The sequence below is a fragment of the Stenotrophomonas sp. SBJS02 genome (genome assembly GCF_020428325.2).
GTDB lineage: Bacteria > Pseudomonadota > Gammaproteobacteria > Xanthomonadales > Xanthomonadaceae > Stenotrophomonas > Stenotrophomonas africana.
In genome coordinates, this window is the sequence record NZ_CP109812.1 from 1661481 (window position 1) to 1687311 (window position 25831).

A 25831-nucleotide genomic window follows, 5' to 3' on the forward strand; every position below is an offset into this window, starting at 1 on the left:
GCCGGCCTTGGGCCGGCTTTTTTTCGTTTGCGCTGGTGGACTGCAACCCGCGGTCAGCGTTGGGCCACCCATTCGTCGATGCTGATCATGCGCTGCAGCCTCCAGTGCCCGTCCACGCGTTCCCAGACCTGCGCGAAGCGGGCCGAACCGGGGTTCCGCTGCGGGGCGTCGGCCTGCAGTGGCTGATTGCCCACGCGCAGTACGCGATCCTGGCGTAGCCGGTATAGCTGCAGGGTTGCCGGATCCGCTTTCCGATCCGGTATCGATGATGTTTCTGCCTGCCCGGCGTCGGCCTGCAGGATCTGGCTGCGCAGGGAGGCATCCCCGGCGTCGGTATCGCGGCCGAACAGGCCGGCGCACAACAGCAGCAGGGCAAGCATCGGCATGGCACGGTGCTCCGGAGAAGGGAGTCCAGCGTGGCACTGCCCCCTGCGGTGTGAAACCGATTTGCGACGAAAGCGGGTAAAGCGCGCGCCAAGACACTCGAGGAAGGATGAATCCGGGGCCGGAAGTGCCGGGCCGCCCCTGGAGGCGGCCCGGCGCGGTGCCCAATGTGCGGGTGGGCACCGATCATCGCCGCAGGGCTGGCTCAGCGCTGCGGCACCTGCAGCAGATCAGCGGGGCCGGCCTGCGGCGCGGCTTCGATTACAGCGGATCACAGCACAGCACCTGGCCAGGCTTGCCCGAGTTGCCGAACGGGCAGCTCGGATGCGGCTCGCAACCGGGCGCATAGCCGGTCTTGGGGGCGACGGCGAAGGCCTGGCTGGCACCGAAGGCCATGGCCGCAACAACGACGATACCGGCGACGGACGAAAGCACTTTCTTTCCGATCATGTGTATCTCCTTGGTTGGCGTAGTGGTGTTGCAGTTGCCGAAGGCACTGGAGTGCCGGTTGTGGCGCGTATGCGGTAAACGATGACGCGCGCGCTGATGCGGCGCGCGGTATCTCAGGGCAGTGCGGCGACTGGCGTCAGCGAGTTCATGGCGGCGCGCACCACCTGCTCATCAAGCTGGCCCACATGCTTGTAGATCACGCTGCCATCGGTGGCCAGCACCATCAGCATCGGCGTGACCGTGGCGCGGTAGCGATTGGACGCATCGCCCTCGCTGTCGATGGCGATCGGGAACTGCAACGCATGCCGTCCGGCGTAGTCGGCCAGTTGGTCGTAGGGAGGCAGTCCCACACCGATCAGCTCACTGCGGCCGCGCGCTGCTGCGATCTGTTGCAACTGCGGCATCGAGGCCAGGCAGTAGCGGCAGGTAGTGGAAAAGAAGTACAGGATCTGAGGTGCGTCGCGCGCGCCGCCGATATCGACGTGGGTGTGCTGGGTCGTGCGCAGCGCCAATGCATCCGGGCGGCTGCCCAGGCCGGGACCATGTGCTTCCAGCCGCATGTTCTGCAGTTGGGCAGCCATCTGCGCGTTGATCTGCCGGAGCTGGTGGTTCTGCCATCCCAGCGCCACGATCAGTGCGGACAGCAGCAGGGCGACAACGGGGAACAGGACGCGCTTGAGCATCGATCATCCTTGAACACAGCGTTGGACCGAACATACCCGAACGGGCGCGTAGGATGTTAAGGCGATGTTCCCCGCACATCCGTAGAGGCGCCACCTGGACTAGAGTGGTGCCTGCGCGGTCAGGCACGCGCACCCCGCAACCACCACCAGGATCAAACAACGATGAGCGATCACGTACCGGTTTCCAGACCCAATCCGTTCTTCGAACTGCTGTTCGGCGGCAACATGCTGGAGGGCACCTTCAAGGCGGTGATCTGGGTGGCTCTGCTTGCGGCAGTGCTGGCGTGGACCACGTTCCGCTGAGCGCGGTCGCTCAGGCGCTGAAGGCCTGGCGCAGGCTGCGCAGGGTGGCCTGGCGATGTTCCTTTGCGGTCGCTTCGCCCATCTCAAGTTCCTGCAGGCGCAATCCCACCAGCGTCATCGACAACGCATAGCCGCGCGCTGCATCGGCAGCGCGCGAAAGGCCCAGTGCGCGGCGCGTCAGCGCGTTCACGTGCTCCAGGTCGGGCAGCAGCCCCAGGTAGGCGCGCTCGGCGCTGTCCAGGTCCGGGGCACGCAGGATCGCGTGCGCTTCAGCAGCAGGGGAGACGGAGGCCATGGGGGGTCCTTGTCCGTTGCGGGCGCTCGATCAGAACGAGCGCATCAGGGAAATGAAGGCCGACGTCTGGGTACCGCGACGGGCCATCGGGCTGTCCTTTACGGCATCGCCGAACCACTGGTTGGCGACGACGCCGGTCGCGCGCCACTTCGTGCCCAGGGGCGTGCTGACGGCGATCTGCAGGCTCGGTGATGTCGCGCTGCCCGGGGTGTAGGCGGCAAGTCCCGAGCGCAGCGCTTCTTCGTCGGTGATGCCGTAGTAGTAGTCGAGCAGGCGCGCACTGGAGTGCACCACGCCGACCTTGGGCACCCAGGTGAAGCGACCGGCCTGGATCGGATAGCTGTAGTGCAGGCGCGTCTCCATGCCACCTCCGTGCCCGGTGACCTCGCGCATCAGGCTGGCCTCGACGATGCCCCAGTCGGCGCTGTATTCACCATTGATGCCGGCCATGGCGGACATCTGCCGGCTGTGCAGGCGACGCAGCTGAGGATCGTTCACGTCGTCGGTCTTGAAGCGCAGCGTGTAGGGCGTGACTGCCGCCGACAGGCGCAGGCCCTCGCGCTTGTACAGGTACATGCCCAACGAGCCCGGGCTGGCGAAGAAGCGCTCGCCCTGCCAGGCAATGGACGGTACGACCAGCGGCTTGACGTCGTAGTGGGCGTACGCCCCTGAGGTCGCGCCGGCACTGATGCCGGCCTGCACCCCCGTGTTGCGGTCGGCGGCGTGGGCGATCAACGGAAGGCCGATGGCAGCGGAGAACAGCAACGGGCGCAGCAGGGTCGGGGACAGCGACGGCATCGATCAGCCACTTTGCGGGGGATGGCTGCGCATGGTGGGGGCACAACATTGTCAGAACATTGCGCCTTGGCAATCGGCACGCGAACGCGCCCAAACCCGGCGCCAGGCACTATGATCGGCACCGTTTCCGGTTGCCGAGCCCCTGATGCGCATCCTTCTGGTCGAAGACGATCCCGATCTGTCCCGTGCCCTGCAATCGGGCCTGGAGCGGCAGGGCGTGGTCGCCGACGTGGTCGGCAGCCTGGCCGAAGCCGCGCTCGCGCTGCGCGAGCCGGTGCACCAGCTGATGCTGCTCGACCGCCAGTTGCCTGATGGCGATGGCGTGGCGTTCGTCGCGACCGCGCGCGCACTGCGCCCGAACCTGGCGGTGATCATGCTGACCGCCAAGGGCACGCTGTCGGACAAGGTCGAGGGGCTGGACGTCGGTGCCGATGACTATCTGGTGAAGCCGGTGGCGATCGAAGAACTGATGGCGCGCATCCGTGCAGTCTCGCGGCGGCCCTCGGCAATGGTGACGCCGAGCCTGCGGCTGGGCCGGCTGGAATTCGACTTCGAATCGCTGCAGGCACAGGTGGAGGGACAGGCACTGGCGCTGCCACGCCGGCAGGTACTGGTCCTGCAGGCGCTGGCGATGCGCCAGGGGCGCACGGTCACCCGCAGCGCACTGGAGGCGGCGGTGTACGGTTTTGATGATGAGATCCAGTCCAATGCGCTTGATGCGCACATTTCCAAGCTGCGCAAGGCGCTGCAGCAGGCCGGGGCCGGCGTGGAGATCCATGTGATCCGAGGCGTCGGCTACCTGCTGGCGGAGGCCTGAGATGGCCCGTCCGATCCGCTCCATCACGCTTGGCCTGGCCTGGCGGCTGTTCCTGGCGCAGGCCTTCACCGTGCTGTTCGCGGTGGTCGCGCTGATCCTGACCTGGGGCGACAAAGACTCCTGGGGCATGGACATGTTCACCGCCGAGGCAGTGGCCAAAGCCGTGCACAGCGAAGGTGGCAGGTTGGTGCTGGACCAGGCGCGCTGGAAAAAGCTCAATGCCGGGGCCGGCGGCAACCTCTGGTTCGCGGCGGTCGATGACAAGGGCATGTGGCTGGAACGCGGCACGATTCCGGCGATCCACGCGCCGTTGCTGGCACGCTTGCCGACAGTGGGTGCAACCGAACTGGGTTCACTGGTGCCGCCCTATCTGGACGTGGCGCGGGTGATGATCCGCAACGAAGATGGGCGGCGCATCACGGTGATGGTGGGCGGGGCACCGAAGGGCGGGTTGCTGGATGGCGCGCTGATGGTGCTGCGCCTGATCGGCCTGTGGTTCTTCCTGCCGTTGATCGTGGTCACGCTGCTGGTGATGCCGACCGTGATCCACCGTGCGATGCGTGGCGTGCGCCGGTCCGCACAGCAGGCCAAGGAGCTGGACATCGGCCAGGCCGGCGCGCGGCTGGATGCACAGCTGGTGTCGACCGAGGTTGCGCCGCTGGTGGAGGCCTTCAACGATGCCATCGACAAGGTGCAGCAGGGCTATGCGGCGCGTGACAAGTTCCTTGCCGACGCCGCGCACGAACTGCGGGTGCCGATCGCGGTGGTGCAGGCGCGCCTGTCGCAGCTGCCGCAGGGCGAGCTCAAGTCGCAGCTGCTGACCGATGTTGCGCGGCTGGGCAACGTTGCCGAGCATCTGCTGGATCTGCAGCGGCTCGATCGCAACGTCGGCGCGCTGCAGCGGCTGGACCTGGCGCTGCTGGTGCGTGAGGCAGCCGCTGATCTGGCGCCACTGGTGGTCGGTGCCGGCTATGGCTTCGAAGTGGATGCACCGGAGGCTCCGGTGTGGATCCACGGCGACAGCCTGGCGCTGGGCCGGGTGATCGCCAACCTGGTGCACAACGCCATCGTCCACGGCGGCGGACGCGGCACCATCTGCGTGCGCCTGGACACGCGCGGCCTGCTGGAAGTCAGCGACCAGGGCGCCGGTATTCCAGTGAGCGACCGCGAGGCGATCTTCGAACCCTTCCATCGCCTCCGCGCGGCGGGCAGCGGCAGTGGCCTGGGCCTGCACCTGGTGAAGGAAATCGTGCAGCACCACGGCGGCTCGGTCAGTGTGGGCGAGGCCGCCGGCGGCGGTGCCAGCTTCCGGGTCAACTTCCACCGCGGCACCGTCCGGCGCTGACAGCCACGCGGGGAAAATCCCGATAGGCAGCCTGTTACGCCTGGCGGCAGGCTGGTGGAATGGTTTCCGAACGTTCCGCGCCGGCCGTGTTCGGCCCCGGCTGCGCCGCCGGCCTGGTGCTGGGTGCGTTGGCCTGCGTGCAGATGCCGGTGCTGCTGCCGCTGTGGCTGAGCGTGCCGATGGCGGTTGCCGGCGGCGCGGGCTGGCTGTTGCGCTGGCGCGGCCGGGCCTGGGCTGCAATCGTGCTCGGCCTGGCATGGGCCACATTGCACGGGCAGTGGGCCCTGCACGGCCAGCTGCCACCGGGCGCGCCGCCGCAGGATGTGCAGGTGCGCGGGCGGGTGGCTGATCTTCCACAGCGCGGGCCCGGCTACACGCGTTTCGTGTTGCACGTGGATGAGGCCGATACGCTGCCAGCACTGCGTGGCAGGCGCCTGCAGCTCACCTGGAACGACCCGTGGCGCAGATCGTCAGCGCACGAGGCCGAGGGCGGACGCCATGCAGTTCGTGCGGGATCGCATTGGCAGTTGTCGTTGCGCGTGCGTGCGCCACGCTCGCGAATCAATCCCGGCGGCTTCGATGGCGAACGCCATGCATTGCTGCGCGGCATTTCCGGCAATGGCACGGTGCGCGATCCGGGCGCTGCGCATGAGCGCACGCCCGCGCAGGGCCTGCCGGCCTGGCGCGAGCGCAGTAGTGACGCCATCGCCACGCAGGTGGCATATCCTGCCGCACGGTTCGTGCAGGCCTTGGCCCTGGGCGACACCCGCGGACTGTCCGATGCCGACTGGGAGCACCTGCGCGCGCTGGGCCTGACCCATCTGGTCGCCATTTCCGGGTTTCACGTGGGCGTGGTGGCTGGTTTCGGCGTACTGCTGTGCCGCTTGTCGTGGTGGCTGTGTCCGCTGCTGGGACGGTACTGGCCACGGCCGCAGGCGGCGGCGTGGGGCGCGGCGCTGGCCGCAGCCGCTTATGCCGTGGCAGCCGGCGGCGCGCTGCCAACGGTGCGCGCGGCGCTGATGATCGTGCTGGTGGCACTGGCCCGTGCCGGACGTCGCCCGGTGGGTGCGGGGCAGGGGCTGGCCCTGGCCGCGATGGTGATGCTGCTGCCGGCGCCGCTGTCGGTGCTGTCGGCCGGGTTCTGGCTCAGCTTTGGCGGGGTGCTGTGGCTGCTGTGGTGCCTGCCGCGGACCGCGCCGGAGGGCGTCGGCGGCGGCCTGCGCGGCTTCCTGGCCGCGCAGGGCGTGGCCAGCCTCGGCCTGCTGCCGCTATGCGTGGCCTTGTTCGGTGGCACCGCGCGTTTGGGCCCGCTGGTCAATCTGCCGATCATCCCGTGGTGGACGTTGCTGGTGGTGCCGTTGTCGCTGCTGGGTACCGGCCTGCACGCGCTGCATGACGGCGCCGGGCGTTGGGCATGGCGCGCCGCCGCCTGGCTGTTCGAACTCAGTTGGCAGGTCCTGCAGCCGTTGGCACTGCACCCGCAGGCGATGTGGTGGCTGGCCGAGGCGCCGCGCTGGGCAGTGCCGGCGGCGCTGCTGGGTGTGTTCTGGTGGCTGCTGCCGCGCGGCGGCGGCGGTGGCCTGGCGGGCCTGCTGCTGTGCCTGCCACTGCTGTGGCCCGCCCGGCATGCACCGGCCGAAGGGGAACTGGAACTGCTGGTGCACGATGTCGGCCAGGGCACCGCGGTGTTGCTGCGCACGGCGCGGCACGCACTCTGGTACGACGTGGGGCCGCCGACCGGAGGCGATGGCAATGAACGGATCCTGGTGCCGGTGTTGCGTTCGCTGGGGCAGGGGCCGCCGCAGCGGGCGATGCTCAGCCATGACCATCTGGACCACACCGGCAGCCTGCCGAGCCTGCGCCGGCAATTGCCTGGGTTGCAGCTGATGGCGCCGCCCGGCAGCACCATCGCCGGAGCCACGCCCTGCCAGCAGGGGATGCGCTGGCAGTGGGACGGTGTCGACTTCCAGGTGCTGCACCCGGCACCGGGCAGCCGGCAGGCTGAGAATGAAGACAGTTGCGTGCTGCGCGTCGCCAGCCGTCATGGCGTGGTCCTACTGCCGGGCGATATCGGCCGCCCGGCCGAGCAGGTGCTGTTGCAGGCGTCTCCGGCGGCATTGAAGGCGGATGTGGTGCTGGTGCCGCACCATGGCAGCGGTGGCAGCTCCAGCGCGCCGTGGGTGGCCGCCGTGGCGCCACGGTTGGCGGTGGTCTCGGCCGGGCACCGCAACCGCTTCGGCCATCCACGCCGGGACGTGGTCCAGCGCTGGCAGGCGCAGGGGGCGGAAGTGCTGGCCACGGCCGATTCCGGGGCGATCCGCGTATGGCTTGGTGCACAAGGGCTGCAGCTGCGTGAACAGCGTATCCACGCATCCCGGTGGTGGGATGCCGCTGGGCGGGCGCGGTCGGCTGCTATCCTATCGCCGATCGAACAAGCGGCCATTGGGCCGGAGGGTTGAAACGTGTGGGAACTGGTCAAGGCCGGTGGCTGGCCGATGGTGCCGCTGCTGCTGTTGGGCGTACTGGCTTTGGCGATCATCCTGGAGCGTTTCTGGTCCCTGCGGCGAACTGAGGTGCTGCCGCCCGGCCTCGGCCAGGAAGTGCGCAACTGGGCCGCGCGCGGCAAGCTCGACCCGGCCCACCTGCAGACCCTGCGTAGCAACTCGCCGCTGGGCGCGCTGCTGGCCGCCGCACTGGAAGCGCGCAACCGCCCGCGCGACCAGATCCGCGAACGCATCGAAGACACCGGCCGTCACCTGGTGCACCGCATGGAGCGTTTCCTGAACGCGCTGGGCACCATCGCCTCGGCCGGCCCGCTGCTGGGCCTGCTTGGCACGGTCATCGGCATGATCCAGATGTTCCTGGGCATCCTCGACCACGGCGTGGGCGACGTGAACCAGCTGGCCGGCGGTATCGGCAAGGCGCTGGTGTGCACCGCCACCGGCATGATCGTGGCCATCCCGGCGCTGATGTTCCATCGCTACTTCAAGGGCCGTATCCACGGCTACGTGGTGGAAATGGAACAGGAAGCGAGCGCCCTGCTGGATACGCTCGACGGCCGCCCCGGGGTGATGAACCCGGCCCCGGCCGCGCGTCCGGCCGGCGCCGCCACGGCGAAGGCCTGATCGATGCGTATCGGCAACGACCGATCCCAGGATGAGCCGCATATCGATCTGGTGCCGCTGATCGACGTCATCCTGGTGCTGATCATCTTCTTCGTGGTCACCACCACCTTCGATGCGCGTTCGACGCTGCAGGTGCAGCTGCCAACGGCCAGCCAGCAGCAGACCAACGAACCGCCGCGCTCGCTCAGCGTGCTGATCAACGCTGAAGGCCGCTACTTCATCAATGACCAGGAAGTGCTGCGCAGCGACGTCGAGTCGGTCAAGCAGACCATCGCCGCCGTGGCCGGCAGCGATCGCGAGCAGACCGTGCTGCTGCGTGCCGACGCACGCACTCCCTACCAGGCCGTGGTGACCGCGCAGGACGCGCTGGGTCAGCTCGGTTTCCGCCGTATTGCCATTGCAACAGCACCCGAGGTGCGTCCATGAGTTCCAATCACGCGCCGGTGTGGCCGATCTACAAACGTCTGCTGGGGTACACCCGTGCCTACTGGGTATTCATGGTGGCCGCGGTCATCGCCATGGTGGTCGAAGCCCTGGCGGGCTATCACTTCACCAAGTTGATGGAGCCGCTGGTCAACCGTGGTTTCGTCAACCCGGAACCGCGCATGGCGGTGATCCTGCCGCTGACGATCCTCGGCCTGTTCCTGATGCGCAGCATTGCCACCTGGGTGAGCGACTATGCGCTGGCCAAGACCGGCCGCAGCGTGGTGCGCGACCTGCGCGAACAAGTGCTGGCCAAGTACCTGCACCTGCCGTCCTCGCATTTCGATACCGAAGCGACGCCGGTGATGGTCAGCCGCCTGAACTTCGATACCGAACAGGTCACCCAGGCCAGCGCCGACGCGCTCAAGACCGTGGTCGCCGATACCCTGACCATCATCGCCATGCTGGCGGTGATGCTGCAGATGAGCGTCAAGGTCACCGTGGCGATGCTGGTGGTGGTGCCGCTGATCGGCGTGATCGTGTCCTTCGTGGGCAAGCGCTACCGCCGCATCAGCCGTGGCATCCAGGACGGCATGGGCTCGATGGCGCAGACCGCCGAGCAGTCGCTGGCCGCGCAGCAGGAAGTGAAGGTGCATGGCACCCAGCAGCACGAGATCACACGCTATTCGCGCTTGGCCAACCGCATGCTGTCGCTGAACATGAAGGTGGAAGTCACCCGTGCCGCGGCGTCCAGCGTGGTCCAGTTCCTCGCCGCCCTGGCACTGGCGGTGATCGTCTGGGTATCTACGCGCGAAGCGCTGGCCGGTCGTCTCAATGCGGGCCAGTTCATGGGCCTGATGACCTCGATGATGGCGATCATTCCTTCGCTGCGTCGTCTGACCAGCGTGCAGACCTCGATCTCGCGGGGCGTGGCGGCTGCCGAGCGTCTGTTCAGCATTCTCGACATGCCGGTGGAGCGCGACGAGGGCCGCAGGACGGTGCAGCGCGTGCGTGGCGAACTGGCCTTCGACCACGTCATGCTGCGTTACCGCGAGGACAGTGGCATTGCGCTGGACGACATCAGCTTTGTTGCCAAGCCCGGAACGGTCACCGCCATCGTCGGCCGCTCAGGCAGCGGCAAGACCAGCCTGATCCGGCTTGTGCCGCGCTTCTATGAACCCAGCGGCGGACGCATCACCCTTGATGGCGTCGCGCTGGATGATTATCCGCTGGCCGACCTGCGTCGCCAGGTGGCGATGGTGGGGCAGAAGGTCATGCTGTTCGATGACACCATCGCTGCCAACATCGCTTACGGCATGGAGGCCAGCGACGAGCAGATCCGCGCGGCGGCCGAAGCGGCCAATGCGTGGGAATTCATCGCACGCATGCCGCAGCAGCTGCAGACCCCGGTGGGTGAGAACGGCGCGCTGCTGTCCGGCGGCCAGCGCCAGCGCCTGGCGATCGCCCGCGCGATCCTGCGGGATGCGCCTATCCTGATCCTTGATGAAGCCACCGCCGCGCTGGACAACGAATCCGAGCGGCTGGTGCAGGATGCGCTGCAGCGCCTGATGCCGGAGCGCACCACGCTGGTCATCGCGCACCGCCTGTCGACCATCGAGCACGCCGACCTGGTGCTGGTGATGGACCACGGGCGCATCGTCGAACGTGGCACCCACAAGGAGCTGCTTGCCATGGGCGGCCTGTACCAGCATCTGCACAGCATGCAGTTCCGCGAAAGGCAGGACTGATGGCCGGCAAGGGTACCCAGACCCCGCCGTATTGGTACGACGGCAGCCCGGTTCCGTGGGCGATGCGTCTGCTGGCGCCGCTGTATGCCGGCGTCACCGCGCTGCGCCGCCGGGCCTATCGGCGTGGCTGGCGCAAGCGCTACACGCTGCCGGTACCGGTCATCGTGGTTGGCAACATCACCGCCGGTGGCACCGGCAAGACGCCGCTGACCATCGCCCTGGTCGAGCGCCTGCGTGCCGCCGGCTGGAAGCCGGGCGTGGCCAGTCGTGGCTACGGCCGCGAGGATGCGGACAAGCCGCTGTGGGTGAAGGCTGATACGCCGACCGCCAAGGGGGGGGGACGAACCGGTGCTGATCGCCTGGAAGACCGGCGTGCCGGTGCGCGTGGACAGTGACCGCGTTGCTGCCGGCAAGGCGCTGATCGAGGCCGGCTGCGATGTGATCGTCTGCGACGACGGTCTGCAGCACTACCGGCTGGCGCGCGACATCGAAATCGAGGTGGTTGATGCGCAGCGCCGCTACGGTAATGGCCGGATGATCCCGGCCGGACCACTGCGCGAGCCGGTCAGCCGCGCCAGCGAGTGCGATTTCCGCGTGGTCAATCTCGGCCAGGCCGATGAGGAATCTGCGGCCCAAGCCTGTGGCTTCGGCCAGTGGCCGATGGCACTGCACATCGACAGCGCACAACCGCTGGCCGGAGGCCGTGCCCGTCCGCTGTCGTACTTCAAGGGCCAGCGCGTGCACGCCGTGGCCGGCATCGCGCATCCGCAGCGTTTTTTTCGACATGCTGCGCGCGCGTGGTATCGGCGTCGTACCGCACGCCTTCGCCGACCATCAGGACTATCAGCCGCAGGACCTGTCCTTCGGCAGCCAGCTGCCGGTGCTGATGACCGAAAAGGATGCGGTGAAATGCCGCGCGTTCGGCAATGACTGGCATTACGCGGTCCCGCTGCGTGCCGAGCTGCCTGCCGCATTCTGGGTGGCGCTGACCGACCGCCTGGACAAGCTGCGACCGAACTGAATGGCGCGGCGGCGCTTGCATTCATGCGCCGCCGGCCGCATTCCCGTTGTAACGAGCCTGCCGAGTACCGCCCCATGACCGAATTCGTCGTCGCCATCCCGGCCCGCTATGCCGCCTCGCGGTTGCCGGGCAAGCCGCTGCGCCTGCTGGGCGGTGAGCCGCTGGTGCTGCACGTGGCGCGCCGCGCGCTGCAGGCCGGTGCCGGAGAGGTCTGGGTCGCTACCGACGACCAGCGCATTGCCGACGCACTGTCCGGGCTGGCCGAAGTGAAGGTGGCAATGACCGCCACCTCGCATGCTTCCGGTACCGACCGCCTGGCCGAGTGCGCGCGCATCGCTGGCTGGGTCGACGACACCGTGGTGGTCAATGTGCAGGGCGATGAACCGTTCGCGCCCGCGGCGGGCATCCGCGCGGTGGCCGAGGCGCTGGTTGAAGGCAATGCGCCGATGTCGACCCTGGCCACGACCGTCGAGGACGCGCATACCTTGTTCGACCCGAACGTGGTGAAGCTGGTGCGCAATGTGCGCAACGAGGCGATGTACTTCAGCCGCGCGCCGATTGCGTGGCACCGCGATGGTTTTGCGCGCAGCCGCGACACGTTGCCGGCCGGTCACAACTGGCTGCGCCATATCGGCATCTACGGCTACCGCGCCGGCTTCCTGCAGCAGTTCGCGGCGATGCCGCCGGGCCAGCTGGAGCAGGTCGAATCGCTGGAACAGCTGCGCGTGCTGGAAGCGGGCTTCCCGATCAGCGTGGCGATCTCGCCGGAGCCGTTCCCACCCGGCATCGACACCCCCGAGGACCTGGAGCGCGCCGAAGCGTTGCTGCAGGCAATGGCCGCGCGATGAAGCTGCTGGTCGTCTGCCTCGGCAACATCTGCCGTTCGCCGATGGCCGAAGGTGCGCTGCGCGCCCGCCTGGAGGCCTCGCCGCTGGCCGGGCGGGTGCAGGTGGATTCGGCTGGCACCGGCGACTGGCACGAGGGCGAGCCACCGGATCGGCGCGCGATCGCCTGCGCGGCCGGGCACGGTGTGGACATAGGCGGCCTGCGTGCGCGCCAGCTGCAGGCCGCGGATTTCGACCGCTTCGACTGGATCCTGTGCGCCGACGAAGCCAACCTGCGTGATGCCGGTGGCTTGGCCACCTCTGCCCAGCGCGAACGCTTGGCACTGTACCTGCCATGGTCGGGCGGAGAGGGCCGGATGGCGATCCCGGATCCCTACACCGGCGGCAGTGATCATTTCGAACAGGTCTGGTCGCTGGTCGACAATGCTGCAAAACGTGCCGTGGCACGACTGTTGCATGACGCCGACTCCGGCATAATCGGGTCATGAACGTCCAGCCCGTCCCGGACCTGCCCGAGTTCGCCACCTGGCTCAATGCCACCCCCTGCACCCTGACCGAACTGCGCGGTCGGCCGGTGGCGCTGTTGTTCGTCAACGCCGCCTCCGCCTGGAGCGCGCAACGCCTGGCCGAATTCGGCCAATGGCTGTCGCGCCACCCCGGCAAGCTGCAGCCGCTGGTGCTGCAGGTGCCGCGCTTCGACTTCGAACGCGACGCCGGTGCCGCACTGAAGCTGTTGCGTCGCCAGGGCCTGACGATGCCGGTCCTGCTCGATGCCGACTGGGATGGCTGGCGCCGCTTCGGCATCACCGCCTGGCCAACCCTGGTGCTGCTGGATGCGCAGGGCCGCGAACAGCAGCGGCTGGTCGGCCAGGGCGCGCCCGGCGAACTGGAGCGTGCCTTGAACGCACTGTGCGAAGGCGCACCGTCGGCGCCGCCGCGCGGCGGCAGCGAACTGCATCCGGAACCGCGCCAGTCCCTGCGCTTCCCGCAGGGACTGGCGGTCAGCACCGAACGCCTGTACATCGCCGACAGCGGCCATCACCGCATCCTCGAATGCAGCCATGGTGGCCGCATCCTGCGCCAGTTCGGCCTCGGCACCGCCGATTTCATGGACGGCAACCTCGCCGAAGCGGCGTTCCATCGCCCGCAGGCGCTGGTGCTGGAGCGCGATTCGCTGTACGTCGCCGACACCGGCAACCACGCGGTGCGCCGCATCAACCTGCTGACCGGCATCGTCGACACGCTGTGTGGCAACGGTCGTCCCGGGGCGCCGGTGGAAGGTCCGGTCGCGCAGGCGCGGCAGGTCTCGCTGGACCATCCGGTTGGCTTGGCCATCGCCGACAACCAGCTGCATATCGCCATGGCCGGCGATAACCGCATCTGGAGCTACCACCTGGGCCAGCGCAGCCTGCAATGGCGCGCGGGCAGTGGTTCCATCGACGAGCGGGATGGCAGCGGCCATCTGGCTGCCTTTGCCCAGCCAACCGCGCTGGCCGTGGTGCAGCAGGTGCTGTACGTGGCCGATGCGCTGGGTTCCTCGATCCGCGCGCTGCAACTGCGCGGCGACCTGGTGCAGACGCTGGTCGGGCAGGGGCCGTGGCGCTTCGGCAGTGAAGACGGCCCGCGTGCGCAGGCCAGCCTGCAGTTTCCCCAGGCGATTGCATTGAGCGCGGACGCCCCGCTGCTGTGGATTGCCGATACCGGCAACGGCCGCCTGCGCACGCTGCGCCTGGGCGGTGGCGAACTGACCACCCAGCCCCTGCCGCGTCGCCTGCATGGCCCGGCCGGGTTGGCGGTGGGCGCCGGGGCGGTGTGGATCGCCGAGACCGACGCCCACGCCGTGCTGCGATTCGACCCCGACAGCGGCGTGCTCAGCGAAGTGCCGATCAGCGAATGACCGACGTTCCTGCTCCGGTCTTCGACGGCAAGGCCTTCGCGGCCCAGCTCAGCACCGCCCCCGGCGTATACCGCATGTACGCGGCCGACGACACTCTGCTGTACGTGGGCAAGGCGCGCGCGCTGCGCAATCGCGTCGGCAGCTATTTCAACGGCAGCCCGAAGAACGCGCGGATCATGTCGATGATCTCGCAGATCACGCGCATGGACGTGACCGTGACGCGCTCGGAAGCCGAGGCGCTGCTGCTGGAAAACCAGCTGATCAAGTCGCTGTCGCCGCGCTACAACGTCTCGCTGCGCGACGACAAGACCTACCCGCATGTGCTGCTGACCCGCGAGGACTGGCCGCGCATCGCGCTGCATCGTGGTCCGCGCGCCATTCCCGGCCGCTATTTCGGGCCGTATCCCGGCGTGACCGCAGTGCGCGAAACGCTGAACCTGATGCACAAGCTGTTCAAGCTGCGCAGCTGCGAGGACAGCGTGTTCCGCAACCGCTCGCGGCCGTGCCTGCAGTACCAGATCGGACGCTGCAGCGCGCCCTGCGTGGAGCTGGTGCCGGCAGCGGAGTATGCCGAGTCGGTACGCCGCGCCGCGCTGTTCCTCGAAGGCAAGAGCGACGAGCTCACCCGCGAGCTGGGCGAGCAGATGCAGGCCGCCAGCGAGGCACTGGAATTCGAGCAGGCTGCGCGCCTGCGCGACCTGATTTCCTCGCTGCGCAGCATGCAGACCCGGCAGTACGTGGATGGCCGCGCCGCCGACCTGGACGTGCTGGCGGTGGCCATGCAGGGCTCGCAGGCCTGCGTGCTGCTGCTGGCGTTCCGTGATGGCCGCAACCTTGGTACCCGTCCGTTCTTCCCGCGCACCAACGGTGAAGAAAGCCCGGAAGAGGTGCTGGCCGCGTTCGTCTCGCAGTACTACATCGAATTCGAGCCGCCGCGCGAGATCCTGCTGGACCGCGAGATTCCCGACGCCGACCTGCTGGTTGCCGCGCTGTCGGCCTCGGCCGAGCGCAAGGTGCAGCTTAAGTGGAACGTGCGCGGCGAGCGCGCCGGCTACGTGGAACTGGCCAGCCGCAACGCGCAGCTGACCCTGGCCACCGAACTCAACAGCCGCAACGCGCAGCACGCGCGCAGTGATGCGCTGCGCGAGATGCTGGGCCTGGCCGAGCCGGTCAAGCGGGTCGAGTGTTTCGATATCAGCCACACCCTGGGCGAGGCTACCGTGGCCTCGTGCGTGGTGTTCGATGCGGCCGGCCCGGTGCGTGCGCAGTACCGCCGCTTCAACATCAGCGGCATCGAGCCCGGCGATGACTACGCCGCCATGCGCCAGGCCATCGACCGCCGCTTCCGCCGTGCGGTGGAAGAGCAGGGCGTGCTGCCGGACGTGCTGCTGATCGACGGTGGCGCCGGGCAGCTGGCGCAGGCCCAGTCCGCACTGGCCGATCTGGGCGTGGAAGGCGTGCTGCTGGTGGGCGTGGCCAAAGGCGTGGAGCGCCGCGCCGGCCACGAAGCGCTGGTGATGCCCGATGGCCGCGAGCTGCGCCCGGGCGCGGCCAACCCGGCGCTGCAGTTCATTCAGCAGGTGCGCGACGAGGCGCACCGCTTCGCCATCACCGGCCATCGCGGCCGCCGCCAGAAGGCGCGGATGACCAGCAAGCTGGAGGACATCCCCGGCATCGGGCCGCGCCGGCGTGCCAGCCTGCTCAAGCATTTCGGTGGCCTGGTGGGCCTGAAAGCGGCCGGTGAAGCGGAAATCGCCAAGGTGGAAGGCATCAATGACGCCCTTGCGGCACGCATCTACGCTAACCTGCACGGGTTGGCCACGCCTGATGCGGCCGAGTAGAGAGAGAAGCACGCAAGCATGAAGTTGACCCTGCCCACCTGGCTGACGTTGTTGCGGATCGTGATGATCCCGGTGCTGGTGCTGGTGTTCTACCTGCCCTACACCTGGACCAACTTCGCTTCGGCGGCGATCTTCGGTATGGCCGCGATCACCGACTGGCTCGACGGCTGGATCGCACGCCGTTACCAGCTGGAGTCGGCCTTCGGCGCCTTCCTCGACCCGGTCGCGGACAAGCTGATGGTGGCAGTGGCACTGTTCCTGATCGTGCAGGGCCACCCGACGCCGTGGATGGCCTTCTGGGCAGCGGTCATCGTCGGCCGTGAGATTGCGGTATCGGCGCTGCGCGAGTGGATGGCCGAGCTGGGCCAGCGCGCCAAGGTGCGCGTGGCGATGATCGGCAAGGTCAAGACCACCGCGCAGATGGTCGCGCTGCTGTGCCTGCTGTATTCGGTGGCCCCGAACGTGCCGGTGGAAGACATCTGGATGGGCTGGCCGGTGTTCCATGTCGGCGACTGGACCCTGGCCATTGCCGCGGTGCTGACCCTGTGGTCGGGCCTGCAGTACCTGCACGCTGCCTGGCCGAGCCTGCGCGATGACGAGCGCGCGGCGCGCGAGCGGGCGCGGCAGAAGAAGCTGGGCAACTGACCTGGGGTCTGACCCCATCGATGCGTCTATCCACGCATGGCGTGGATCTACTGGAAATGCCGCATCCAAGGAGGGGGCGGATCCATCAGTTTGCGGAGACGCTGTAGTAGATCCACGCCATGCGTGGATACGCGGTGCCAGGTGCCTCGGTAGACCCTGAAAAAAGCGCTTGACGCCATCCTTGGAATAGGTAAAATTTCGCCTCCCAAGCGGGAATAGCTCAGTTGGTAGAGCGCAACCTTGCCAAGGTTGAGGTCGCGAGTTCGAGTCTCGTTTCCCGCTCCAGATTCAAGAAAAACGCTCCCGTAAGGGGGCGTTTTTCGTTTGCGTGTTCCGCACTTCATCCCCGCTTCACCGCCACCCCATCACCCCGCCACGCTACCGTCCGAAGCTGCATCTCCGTTCCTCCAGGACGATGCAGCAATGCCTCACACTCCCTCCGCCTACGATCACGACGTCGTCATCGTCGGCGCCAGCTTCGCCGGTGCCGCCTGTGCATTGGCCGCTGCCCAATACGGCCTGCGCGTCTGCGTGCTGGAACGCAAGGCTGACCCCGGCGAGCGCCTGCACACCACCGGCATCGTGGTGAAGGAAGCGATGGAGCAGACCTGGCTGGGGCGTATGCCCGAGCATCTCGTGCTGCGGGTCGCGAACGTGCGCCTGTATTCGCCCAACCTGCGCAGCGTATTGCTGGCCGCATCGGGCTATTACTTCCTCACCACCGATACGCCGAACCTGATGCGCTGGCTGGCCAGCGAGCTGCGCGCGAATGGTGTCGACCTGCGCCTGCAACGGTCTTTCACCGACGCCAATCGCAGTGATGACGGCTGGCAGGTAGATGGGGCAGGCCGCTGCGCCTATCTGGTCGGAGCCGATGGCGCACGCTCACGCGTTGCCCAGCGCACCGGGCTCGGCCAGGTGCGTGACAACCTCTACGGCGTCGAGCGTGAGTTCGCCGACCTGCAATTGCCGCAGGGTGACGCGCTGCATTGCTTCGTCAGCAAGCGCTACGCGCCGGGCTACATCGGCTGGGTCGCGCAGAATCCAACCGGCCTTCAGGTGGGATTGGCGCTGCGTCATGACCCGCAACAGGTGCGGCTGCCGGATATTGAGGGATTCCTCGACCACGTGCGCGATGTAGTCGGCATTCCGTCTTCGGCGCGCCCTACGGGTACCCGCGCCGGCCTGGTCCCGTGCGGCCGACCGGATGGCCCAATCACCGGCCACCGCCTGATCATGACCGGTGACGCAGCGGGCATCGTCTCGCCGCTCTCCGCCGGGGGCATCCACGCCTCATGGCGGCACGGCTGGGCGGTAGGCGAGGCGATTGCCCGCCATCTGCGTGGGCAAGGGCCGGAAGCGGAACGGGTGGCGCGGCAGGTGGCGCCGGCGTTCCATGGCAAGCGCCTGCTGCGCTGGGCGATGGATCATCTGCAGGCCGAGTGGCCGCTCAACGCACTGCTGCACACGGCGGCCACGCGGCGCATCGCCGAGCAGGTCTACTTTCACCGCCGCGGCCTGCGCACGTGAAGGGAGCAGGCGGAGGCGCCTGAACGCTGCCCTTCACTTCACGTGAAAACTCCTGTTGACGCCGTGCAGCAATATCGACACAATAGCGCTCCTTCGACGCAGGTCGAACGGAATCTGCGGGAATAGCTCAGTTGGTAGAGCGCAACCTTGCCAAGGTTGAGGTCGCGAGTTCGAGTCTCGTTTCCCGCTCCAGATTCAAGAAGAACGCTCCCGCAAGGGGGCGTTTTTCGTTTGTCACACCGGTTGCACCGCTGCCGCGCTAGCGTGGCTTGCCGGGCAGGGCGCTGCACCAGGTGCGGGCATCCTGCGGGTCGAAACCGGGGCAGCGGTTGTCCTGCGGGATGTAGACGTAGGGAACGTCATCTTCGTAGGTGAAGTGGTAGTAGTAGGTGTGATCCTTCCCGTACAGCCAGTAGTTCGACGAGCCCTGGTTGATGGCATATGGCTCGAAGGTGAAGATCGAAGATTCACCCGGGATGAAATTGCTGCGCTCCATCAGTAGCAGCATGGCGTTCGAGACCAGTGGGGTGGTCAGGACGAGTACGATCGCACCGACAGTCGCTGTCGTGACCGAGCCAATCAAGAGCCAGCGGTGGGGACGTTTCATGGTCGGGCAGCATCAAGCAAGGCAATGCCGCAATGTGCAATGCGCCGGAAATGCCGTCCAGTGTTCCGTGCCAGGAACGCATTGAAAGCGTAGTGAAAGGCTGGGTCGGCGTTGCCTGAACCGCGCGCGTGCTGTGACCTTTTTCGGACGATTTCTCCATGTTCGCTCCACAATCGCACGGTAGCCTTCATGCTCCTTCTACACGTTGGCGGGCTGGTGGTCAGGCGTATCACTTCAGTGGCAGTGCCCAGGACCGGGCGCGGACTCTCCCTGCATGCAGTCCTGCGCCCTGGTGCGTTGTTGGCAAGCCTGGCCCTGGCCGGTTGCATGTCGGTGCCGGTGCCAGACCTGCCTGACCGCACGCCCAGCACCTGGACCCAGGTGCCGCAGGGGCAGGGCGTAGCGGTGGACGCCAGGCAATGGTGGAAAGTGCTGTCCGACCCGGCGCTGGATGGCCTGGTCGATCAGGCGGTCGCCGGCAATCTCGACCTGCAGCAGGCCACCTTGCGCCTGCAGGCCGTTCGCATCGTCGCTGGCACGTCCGACTCGCGTTTCCTGCCGGAAATCTCCGCCAGCGCCAAGCAGGTGCAGGACGCCGCCGCTGTCGATACCTACTTCCATGCCGGCATTGAAGCGATCTGGGACCTGGGCCTGTTCGGCGCCGCCGAGAGTGCGCAGCTGAGCGCGCAGGCCTCGGCCGGCAATGCCGAGGCGCTGCGCAATGCCGCGCAGGTGGCGGTGATTGCCGACGTGGTGCGCAGCTATCTGGACCTGACCGTGGCGCAGGCCCAGCAGGATCTGCTGGCCCGACAGCAGGCCGTGGATGATCGCGGCGAACAGCTGGCGCTGGTCCGCCAGCGCCTGCGCCTGGACGAGCCGACCGAACTGGATCGCCTGCGTGCACGCCAGGCCGCCACCCGCGCTGCCACGGCACAGGCCCGGGAAAACGCTGACAACGCGGCCCGCGCGCTGGCAGTGTTGCTGGGCCGAGATGGCCCGGATCCGGCCTGGCGCGCCTATCGCACGCCGCCGAAGCTGGGCGCGTTCTCGCTGCAGCAGGTCCCGGCGGACCTGTTGCGCCACCGTCCGCAGATCCTGCTGGCCGAATCGGAGGTGATGCAGGCCGCCGCCAGCAAGGGCTCGGCGCGCGCCGCGATGTACCCGCGGATCAGCCTCGGCGGCTCCATTCTTTATGCCTACAACCTTACCCAGAACGCGCGCTCCAATTCCGACTCCAGCCCGTCGATCGGTCCATACGTCGATATTCCGCTGTGGGACTGGGGCCAACGCCGTGCGCGTTTCCATGCCGATGAGAAGCAACTGGACGCCGCGCTGCTCGGGTATCGCAAGGCCGTGCTGGAAGGCGTGAGCGAAGTGGAAGGCGCGCTGGGCAGCCTGGCGCGCCAGGACAGCAGCATCCAGTCGCTGCGTGCGGCCAATGATGCCGCCAACCAGCAGGTCAGGCGCCAGGCGCGGCAGGTGCAGCTGGGCCTGTCCAGCGAGTTCGATGGGCTGGATACGCAGCGTGCCGCGCTCGCTTCGCAGGCGGATCTGATCGGTGCGCAGGGCGCACGCGTGCTGGCGTTTGCTTCGCTGTACCGCGCTCTTGGCGGCGCACCGCTGCCGGTCGAGGCTGAGGGCGAACAGCAATGATCGCGCTGGCCCGCAAGACCCTGGCCTATGAGTGGCGCCGGTTCCTGCCGGTGGTGCTGGCGATGTGTTTCGCCGGCGTGCTGTTGATCGTGCAGGCCGCACTGGTGCTGGGCATCTTCGGCACCGCCGCGATCTATGTGAAGGCATCCTCGGCCGACATCTGGGCCGGTTTCCCCGGCACCCAGAGCGTCAACTACGGCCACGCGATCAGCGCCGATGTGGAAAGCCACCTGCGCATGGATCCGGATGTCACCCGCGTCGGACCCTACGAGTGGGTGGATGGCGAATGGCGCTCCAGCGCGCAGGGTACCGGCAACGTGTCGGTGTATCTGTCCGGCATCTCCACCCGCGACGATGCAATGATGTTCGCGCGCATCCTGCCGGCCGACCTGCGTGCACAGCTGCGCGAACCGGGGGCCGTGATCGTGGACAGCGCCGACCTGGATACGCTGGGCGTGAACCTGCAGAACAACCGTGCCTGGATCAACGGCAAGGCCGTGCGCGTGGTCGCTGCACAACCGGGACTGCGTGGCCTTGGCGGCGTCAACGTGCTGGCCTCGCTGGATACCACGCGCGCCATCGCCGGCACCGACCCACACGAGGGCAGCACTTACTTCGTGGCGGGCCTGCGCTCGCCGGACCTGGCCGATCGGGTGCGCGACCGCTTGTCCGCGTCGATGGGCCAGGCCACGCCGGTCGAGTTCTGGACCGCGCCGCAGTTCGCCAGCCGCTCGCAGCAGTACTGGCTGTTCGATACCGGTGCCGGCATTGCGGTGTTGTTCATGGCCGTCATCGTCTGCTTCGTCGGCGCGGTGATCACCAACCAGTCGTTCGCCTCTGTGGTGGCCGGCTCGGTTCGCGAGTACGCCACGCTCAATGCACTCGGCGCCGGTCGCTATGCGCTGGCGCGGGTGGTGTTCGAGCAGGCGTTGCTGATCGGCGGTGTGGGCATGTTGCTGGCGGCGGCCTTCAGTACCGTGGTGCTGCTGATCGCGCAGACCCAGCGCGTGCCGGTGCAGCTGACGCCAATGGTGATCCTTGGCTGCGTTGCGCTGGTTGCGGTGATGGCCATGCTGTCGAGCATCATGGCGGTGCGCAGTGTCGTCCGCTCCGATCCATCGTTGCTGTTGCGTTGAGGGCCGGCCGATGACTTCTACACGCGCCGTTGCCCCGACCCTGCAGGCCGACGCATTGGAAAAGGGCTTCATGTCCGGCGATGTGCAGGTGCCGGTGCTGCGTGGCCTGTCGCTGGACATCTATCCTGGCGAGCTGACCCTGGTGTCGGGCCCGTCGGGTTGCGGCAAGAGCACGCTGCTGTCGCTGCTGTCTGGCCTGTCCGCGCCCGATGGTGGCCGCGTGCACGCACTCGGCCAGGATGTGGGGCACATGACCCGCAGCGAGGTCGAGCGCTTCCGCCTGCACCATGTCGGCTTCGTGTTCCAGGGCTTCAACCTGTTCCCGGCGCTGACCGCGCTGGAGCAGGTGCAGCTGCCGCTGGGCTACCGTGGCATGCGCAATCGCGAGAGCGAGCCGCTGGCCCGCAAGGCGCTGGAAGAAGTGGGCCTCAGCCATCGCAGCCACATGCGCCCGGCGCAGCTGTCCGGCGGCGAGAAGCAGCGTGTGGCCGTTGCCCGTGCCTTTGCGAAGTCGCCGACGCTGATCTTCGCCGACGAACCCACCAGCGCGCTGGACGCCGAGAACGGCCAGCGCGTGATCGACATCCTGCATCGCTACGCACGTGCGCATGGTGCCACCGTGCTGTGCGTGAGCCACGATCCGCGCCTGATCCGGCATGCCGATCGGGTGATCGCCATGGAAGACGGCATGGTCCGTGATGACCGCCGCCAAAATGAAACTGTAGAGTCCGCCCCATGACCAAGACGTCGCACCTGCTTCCCCTCAGCCTGGCCCTGTCCGCGGCACTGCTGCTCGGAGCCTGTTCCAAGGACGCGCCCGCGCCTGCACCGGCGCCTTCGGGCAAGGCTGATGCAGCTGGCCCCGGCAAGGTTGCAGTCGCGCGCGGCATCATCGATGTCGAGGGTGGTCTGATCGCGCTGGCACCGCCGGTGGATGGCTCGATCACCGCCGCGCCGGTGAAGGAAGGCGCCACGGTGAACAAGGGACAGCTGCTGCTGTCGCTCGATGGCGCCCTGCTGCAGCAGGAGGTGGCGATGGCCAGCGCCGATCTGGCCCTGGCCAATGACCGCCTGAAGGGCAGTCAGGCACAGCTGCGCGAACTGGAGCGCAATGCCACCCGCCTGTCCACGGGGGCGAGCGAAGGTGTGACGTCCAACCAGCAGGCCGATGCGGCCAAGCAGCAGCTGGCCGGCGTACGCGCCGATGTCGACGTGGCCGGTGCGCAGGTGGACATGGCCCAGCACAAGCTGGAACACGCCAGGCTGAAACTGCAGCAGATGTCGTTGAGCGCGCCGGAAGCCGGCACCGTGGTCGGCCAGGTGCCGGGCCTTGGTGCCTTCGTGCAGGCCGGCAAGCCAGCGATCTCGCTGCTGCCGGCGCGCCCGCTGCAGGTGCGTGCCGAACTCAGCGCCGCCTATGCCGATGCCGTGCAGGTGGGCATGAAGGCTACCGTCGTGCCGGACAGCGATGGCGCCGAAAACACCGGCACGCTGCCAACTGCACGCGTGGTGCGCATCAGCCCGGTGTTCGCGCAGGCACGCCTGCCTGAAGACGCAGGGCGCGGCGTGGCCAAGGTGGTGGAGTGCGTGCTGGAGTTCGATGGCGAGGCCAAGGCGCGCTTTGGCCAGCATGTGCGGGTGGAGTTCCGGAAGTAGGTCTGGCGTCGTGGAGGGGCCGCTACGGGACCTCTCGGCGCCTGAACGCCCGCCACGCACTCACCGCCGACACCATGCACAGCGCCAGCAGCAGTCCCACGTCCAGCAGCAGCAACCACAGCAGATGCATGCCATGCACCGGTGGCTGGTGCATGGCCGACAGCATCCACGGCACCGACCACGCCAGCAGCAGGGCGAAGGCGATCAGCAGGCGCAGCCACAGTCGTTTCAGTCGCCACGGACGTACGATCAAGGCGGCTACCACCAGTTCGACGGTGCCCAGCAGCGCGAACACGATGACGGTGCTGGTCGGGTAGGGCAGTTCGGCGCCCTCCAGGTGATGCAGCAGCCAATAGTCCGGGGTGAAGCCGGCATTGACCAGTGCAGCGATCAGCGCCAGCCAGGTCAACGCGACCAGCAACCAGAACAGGCGGACGTAGCGTCTAGGCATCGGCGGTGTCCGTGGTGGCAGGCAGGCGGTTGTGTGATGCATGCCACGCGGATATGGCAATCGCGGCCAGTGCCAGCAGGCCGGGGCCGACGGTGAAGTAAAGCAGGCGCAGCGGGTGGTTGTGCATCAGCGTCCAGGTTGCGAATGCCAAGGGAATGGCCAGCACGGACAGCTTGGCGGAGAGCGGCCGCAGCACCGCAATCAGCGGCTGCGCGCAGAGGAACATCCAGAACAGATAAAACTGGGCGATGCCCAGGCCGATGTCGCGATGGGAGGTGAAGCCGAAATGGTCGCGATACCAGTTCATTCCCAGCGGAATCAATGCCCAGTACAGCAGCGCTACCAGCAGATGCAGCGCCAGGGCGATCAACAGGGGCTTGCCGCGAAGGAACATGGGCGCACGGGGCTGGGCGGGGCAGCGTACCCCAGTGCGGACGCCCGTGACCGCATGATGTGAAGACTGTTGACGGCGTGAAGGAATTTGGACACAATAGCGCTCCTTCGACGCAGGTCGAACGGAATCTGCGGGAATAGCTCAGTTGGTAGAGCGCAACCTTGCCAAGGTTGAGGTCGCGAGTTCGAGTCTCGTTTCCCGCTCCAGATTCTACAGGGCCCCGGTAGGGGCCTTGTTTTTCTGCCGCTCTGGCAAGGCGGGGCACGTTGAGCCACAAGGCTCTGCGCGCAGTCAGAAAGATGAAATCGCTGGTGTGTGTTCCGGATTTCCGGTACCATGGCGGCTTACGCGGGAATAGCTCAGTTGGTAGAGCGCAACCTTGCCAAGGTTGAGGTCGCGAGTTCGAGTCTCGTTTCCCGCTCCATGTTCCGACAGGCCCCATCATGGGGTTTTGTCTTGTCAGGGATCCGTTCCTGACGCGCGGTACGTTGGCCTCATGGCAGAGTGGCTATGCACCGGATTGCAAATCCGTTTACAGCGGTTCGATTCCGCTTGAGGCCTCCAATTGAAAAGCCCTGACTCCGGTCAGGGCTTTTTTCTTTTTCTGCTGCCTTGCATGCACGCCACATCAGGCGACCCCGCGCTAGGCTGGGCACCTGTGCATCAGCAACCTCACGGGTGCGGCGCATGCTTATCCGGCAACTCAGCACTGACGACGCCGATGTTCTCTGGCAGGCACGGTTGCAGGCGCTTCACGAGTCGCCCGCTGCGTTCCTGTCCACGCTGGCCGAGGCGCAGAATGGCTCGGCGGACGTGATGCGCGCCCAGCTTGCGGATCTTGGTACGCGCTACTTCGGCACGTTCGTTGACGGCATGCTGGTGGGCTTCCTGCGTTATGTACGCCCGGTGCGGATGGCGCGACGGCATGTGGCCGCAGTGCACAGTGTCTACGTGGGTGCTGGCCATCGTGGCCAGGGCCTAGCCCGTCAGCTTCTTCTTGCCGCGTTCGCGGCTGCGCGCGCGGGAGGCATTGAATCGCTCACCCTCACGGTGCTGGCGGACAACGCTGCCGCGCGCGGGCTGTACGAATCGCTGGGCTTCAGTGCATTCGGCACGGAGCCGCGGGCAGTCAAACGCGCGGGCTGCTACACGGATATCGTCTCGTACTCGATCGCCCTGCAGTGACGATGAAACATTGCCGCAGGCGCGGTCATGTTTCCGTGGCAGGATGGGCCTGGACATATATTCATTCGACGAAGACAGGGCAATGCGCGTTCAGGTATGCCGCTGGCAAGGCGTAGCGCCGGATCACCGTCAGCAGGCGGTGGATCTGCTCCGCCAGGCGTTCCCGGACATGCAGGGCGAGGGTTACGCCATTCCGGTGCCGGTCGCCCTGGTCCTGGCGTTGCAAGGCGATCACGTGGTCGCTCACCTTGCACTGTACGAACGCAACGTATTGCTGGACGGCGAGCCGGAACGCATAGGCTTGATCGGCGGGGTGGTGGTGCGTGCTGATGTTCGCAGGAGGGGGGGGGGCGCGTCACGCTTGATCGCGGCTGCGCACGCCGAACTGCGCCAGCGCGGGATCGATTTCGCCGTCTTGTTCGCCCTGGATCAGCGGCACTACGCCTCGGCCGGATATTCACCGATGCAGAACGCGACCTGCTTCATCGAAGACGGTCACGCGCGCCGTTTCGTCTATCGAGGCGGCATGGTGGCCGCGCTGGGAGAGCGCGGCTGGACCACCGCCGTGCTCGATCTGCAGGGCGAAACGGTCTAGGCCG

27 protein-coding genes, 5 tRNA genes and 1 pseudogene are annotated in these 25831 nt (G+C 67.4%); 25 read left to right on the forward strand and 8 right to left on the reverse strand.

Features of this window, described 5'->3' with window-relative positions; all coding sequences use genetic code 11:
• Nucleotides 1–53: 53 nt before the first annotated feature.
• The 3 genes from FQS62_RS07865 to FQS62_RS07875 all read right to left on the reverse strand — a co-directional run bounded on the left by FQS62_RS07865 (nucleotide 54) and on the right by FQS62_RS07875 (nucleotide 1517).
• Nucleotides 54–386 carry a hypothetical protein gene (locus tag FQS62_RS07865; RefSeq protein WP_088479415.1) on the reverse strand — a complete coding sequence of 111 codons (333 nt, stop codon included), beginning with the start codon at nucleotides 384–386 and terminating at the stop codon, nucleotides 54–56.
• Nucleotides 387–645: 259 nt separating this feature from the next.
• Entirely contained in the window at nucleotides 646–834 is a 189-nt protein-coding gene (locus tag FQS62_RS07870) for a hypothetical protein (protein WP_049444507.1), read from the reverse strand.
• A gap of 113 nt (nucleotides 835–947) precedes the next feature.
• Nucleotides 948–1517, reverse strand: a complete 570-nt coding sequence (locus FQS62_RS07875) for a TlpA family protein disulfide reductase (RefSeq protein WP_099590238.1) — start codon at nucleotides 1515–1517, stop codon at nucleotides 948–950.
• A gap of 162 nt (nucleotides 1518–1679) precedes the next feature.
• On the opposite strand from FQS62_RS07875, the gene FQS62_RS07880 reads away from it, so the two are divergent.
• Nucleotides 1680–1820, forward strand: coding sequence for a hypothetical protein (locus FQS62_RS07880; RefSeq protein ID WP_162838403.1), 141 nt, complete (start codon nucleotides 1680–1682; stop codon nucleotides 1818–1820).
• Between the two features lie 10 nt (nucleotides 1821–1830).
• On the opposite strand, the gene FQS62_RS07885 is transcribed toward FQS62_RS07880, so the two are convergent.
• Nucleotides 1831–2115: a hypothetical protein gene (locus FQS62_RS07885; RefSeq protein WP_019337170.1), complete on the reverse strand. Its 285-nt coding sequence runs from the start codon at nucleotides 2113–2115 to the stop codon at nucleotides 1831–1833.
• Nucleotides 2116–2145: 30 nt separating this feature from the next.
• A complete protein-coding gene (locus FQS62_RS07890; protein ID WP_154348769.1) occupies nucleotides 2146–2913 on the reverse strand; it encodes a MipA/OmpV family protein in 768 nt (255 codons plus the stop codon).
• A gap of 145 nt (nucleotides 2914–3058) precedes the next feature.
• Between FQS62_RS07890 and FQS62_RS07895 the strand changes: the two genes are divergently transcribed.
• From FQS62_RS07895 to FQS62_RS07965, 15 genes and pseudogenes are all read left to right on the forward strand, one after another.
• Complete coding sequence (locus tag FQS62_RS07895; RefSeq protein ID WP_057500262.1) at nucleotides 3059–3730, forward strand: response regulator transcription factor; 672 nt, start codon at nucleotides 3059–3061, stop codon at nucleotides 3728–3730.
• Nucleotide 3731: 1 nt separating this feature from the next.
• A complete protein-coding gene (locus FQS62_RS07900; protein WP_154348771.1) occupies nucleotides 3732–5075 on the forward strand; it encodes a sensor histidine kinase in 1344 nt (447 codons plus the stop codon).
• 59 nt (nucleotides 5076–5134) lie between these two features.
• Nucleotides 5135–7534 carry a DNA internalization-related competence protein ComEC/Rec2 gene (locus tag FQS62_RS07905; RefSeq protein WP_208043741.1) on the forward strand — a complete coding sequence of 800 codons (2400 nt, stop codon included), beginning with the start codon at nucleotides 5135–5137 and terminating at the stop codon, nucleotides 7532–7534.
• A 3-nt stretch (nucleotides 7535–7537) separates the two neighbouring features.
• Nucleotides 7538–8200 (forward strand): MotA/TolQ/ExbB proton channel family protein, encoded by a 663-nt coding sequence (locus FQS62_RS07910; protein WP_049444519.1) that lies wholly within the window; start codon nucleotides 7538–7540, stop codon nucleotides 8198–8200.
• A gap of 3 nt (nucleotides 8201–8203) precedes the next feature.
• The gene (locus tag FQS62_RS07915) at nucleotides 8204–8626 is read left to right on the forward strand and encodes an ExbD/TolR family protein (protein ID WP_004152323.1); all 423 of its coding nucleotides are present in this window, start codon (nucleotides 8204–8206) and stop codon (nucleotides 8624–8626) included.
• Entirely contained in the window at nucleotides 8623–10371 is a 1749-nt protein-coding gene (gene msbA / locus FQS62_RS07920; RefSeq protein ID WP_049444520.1) for a lipid A export permease/ATP-binding protein MsbA, read from the forward strand. Before FQS62_RS07915 ends, msbA begins: the two co-directional genes overlap by 4 nt.
• Nucleotides 10371–11392: pseudogene (lpxK, locus tag FQS62_RS07925) on the forward strand (tetraacyldisaccharide 4'-kinase). Before msbA ends, lpxK begins: the two are co-directional and overlap by 1 nt.
• 74 nt (nucleotides 11393–11466) lie before the next feature.
• Nucleotides 11467–12240: a 3-deoxy-manno-octulosonate cytidylyltransferase gene (gene kdsB, locus FQS62_RS07930; RefSeq protein WP_208043743.1), complete on the forward strand. Its 774-nt coding sequence runs from the start codon at nucleotides 11467–11469 to the stop codon at nucleotides 12238–12240.
• The gene (locus tag FQS62_RS07935; protein WP_208043744.1) at nucleotides 12237–12725 is read left to right on the forward strand and encodes a low molecular weight protein-tyrosine-phosphatase; all 489 of its coding nucleotides are present in this window, start codon (nucleotides 12237–12239) and stop codon (nucleotides 12723–12725) included. The genes kdsB and FQS62_RS07935 overlap by 4 nt, the downstream gene beginning before the upstream one ends.
• Entirely contained in the window at nucleotides 12722–14134 is a 1413-nt protein-coding gene (locus FQS62_RS07940; RefSeq protein WP_099590232.1) for a hypothetical protein, read from the forward strand. The genes FQS62_RS07935 and FQS62_RS07940 overlap by 4 nt, the downstream gene beginning before the upstream one ends.
• Nucleotides 14131–15975, forward strand: a complete 1845-nt coding sequence (uvrC, locus tag FQS62_RS07945; RefSeq protein ID WP_049444528.1) for an excinuclease ABC subunit UvrC — start codon at nucleotides 14131–14133, stop codon at nucleotides 15973–15975. The genes FQS62_RS07940 and uvrC overlap by 4 nt, the downstream gene beginning before the upstream one ends.
• Nucleotides 15976–15993: 18 nt before the next feature.
• Entirely contained in the window at nucleotides 15994–16620 is a 627-nt protein-coding gene (gene pgsA / locus FQS62_RS07950; protein ID WP_049444530.1) for a CDP-diacylglycerol--glycerol-3-phosphate 3-phosphatidyltransferase, read from the forward strand.
• Between the two features lie 209 nt (nucleotides 16621–16829).
• A tRNA-Gly gene (locus tag FQS62_RS07955) sits at nucleotides 16830–16905 on the forward strand.
• A 138-nt stretch (nucleotides 16906–17043) separates the two neighbouring features.
• Entirely contained in the window at nucleotides 17044–18150 is a 1107-nt protein-coding gene (locus FQS62_RS07960) for an NAD(P)/FAD-dependent oxidoreductase (protein WP_208043745.1), read from the forward strand.
• 116 nt (nucleotides 18151–18266) lie between these two features.
• A tRNA-Gly gene (locus FQS62_RS07965) sits at nucleotides 18267–18342 on the forward strand.
• Between the two features lie 67 nt (nucleotides 18343–18409).
• Here the strand turns inward: FQS62_RS07965 and FQS62_RS07970 are convergent.
• Nucleotides 18410–18757 (reverse strand): hypothetical protein, encoded by a 348-nt coding sequence (locus FQS62_RS07970; RefSeq protein WP_099589744.1) that lies wholly within the window; start codon nucleotides 18755–18757, stop codon nucleotides 18410–18412.
• Between the two features lie 189 nt (nucleotides 18758–18946).
• Here FQS62_RS07970 and FQS62_RS07975 point away from each other — a divergent pair, with 189 nt between their 5' ends.
• Genes FQS62_RS07975 through FQS62_RS07990 form a run of 4 tightly spaced genes read left to right on the forward strand, consistent with a single transcriptional unit; the run spans nucleotide 18947 to nucleotide 23202 of the window.
• On the forward strand, nucleotides 18947–20410 hold the full coding sequence (locus tag FQS62_RS07975; protein ID WP_208043746.1) for an efflux transporter outer membrane subunit: 1464 nt from the start codon (nucleotides 18947–18949) through the stop codon (nucleotides 20408–20410).
• A complete protein-coding gene (locus FQS62_RS07980; RefSeq protein WP_208043747.1) occupies nucleotides 20407–21546 on the forward strand; it encodes an ABC transporter permease in 1140 nt (379 codons plus the stop codon). The genes FQS62_RS07975 and FQS62_RS07980 overlap by 4 nt, the downstream gene beginning before the upstream one ends.
• 10 nt (nucleotides 21547–21556) lie before the next feature.
• Nucleotides 21557–22285 (forward strand): ABC transporter ATP-binding protein, encoded by a 729-nt coding sequence (locus FQS62_RS07985; RefSeq protein WP_099589746.1) that lies wholly within the window; start codon nucleotides 21557–21559, stop codon nucleotides 22283–22285.
• Entirely contained in the window at nucleotides 22282–23202 is a 921-nt protein-coding gene (locus FQS62_RS07990) for an HlyD family secretion protein (protein WP_208043748.1), read from the forward strand. Before FQS62_RS07985 ends, FQS62_RS07990 begins: the two co-directional genes overlap by 4 nt.
• 22 nt (nucleotides 23203–23224) lie before the next feature.
• Here the strand turns inward: FQS62_RS07990 and FQS62_RS07995 are convergent, their stop codons facing one another.
• Together FQS62_RS07995 and FQS62_RS08000 are read right to left on the reverse strand one after the other, a co-directional pair.
• Nucleotides 23225–23653, reverse strand: coding sequence for a hypothetical protein (locus FQS62_RS07995; protein WP_049444656.1), 429 nt, complete (start codon nucleotides 23651–23653; stop codon nucleotides 23225–23227).
• Nucleotides 23646–24047: a hypothetical protein gene (locus FQS62_RS08000; RefSeq protein ID WP_088479429.1), complete on the reverse strand. Its 402-nt coding sequence runs from the start codon at nucleotides 24045–24047 to the stop codon at nucleotides 23646–23648. The genes FQS62_RS07995 and FQS62_RS08000 overlap by 8 nt, the downstream gene beginning before the upstream one ends.
• 130 nt (nucleotides 24048–24177) lie before the next feature.
• Between FQS62_RS08000 and FQS62_RS08005 the strand changes: the two genes are divergently transcribed.
• The 5 genes from FQS62_RS08005 to FQS62_RS08025 all read left to right on the forward strand — a co-directional run bounded on the left by FQS62_RS08005 (nucleotide 24178) and on the right by FQS62_RS08025 (nucleotide 25827).
• Nucleotides 24178–24253, forward strand: a tRNA-Gly gene (locus tag FQS62_RS08005).
• 142 nt (nucleotides 24254–24395) lie between these two features.
• Nucleotides 24396–24471: transfer RNA gene (locus tag FQS62_RS08010), tRNA-Gly, on the forward strand.
• Between the two features lie 66 nt (nucleotides 24472–24537).
• A tRNA-Cys gene (locus tag FQS62_RS08015) sits at nucleotides 24538–24611 on the forward strand.
• A 123-nt stretch (nucleotides 24612–24734) separates the two neighbouring features.
• Entirely contained in the window at nucleotides 24735–25232 is a 498-nt protein-coding gene (locus tag FQS62_RS08020) for a GNAT family N-acetyltransferase (RefSeq protein WP_208043749.1), read from the forward strand.
• A gap of 82 nt (nucleotides 25233–25314) precedes the next feature.
• Complete coding sequence (locus tag FQS62_RS08025; protein WP_226053525.1) at nucleotides 25315–25827, forward strand: GNAT family N-acetyltransferase; 513 nt, start codon at nucleotides 25315–25317, stop codon at nucleotides 25825–25827.
• Nucleotides 25828–25831 lie beyond the last annotated feature (4 nt).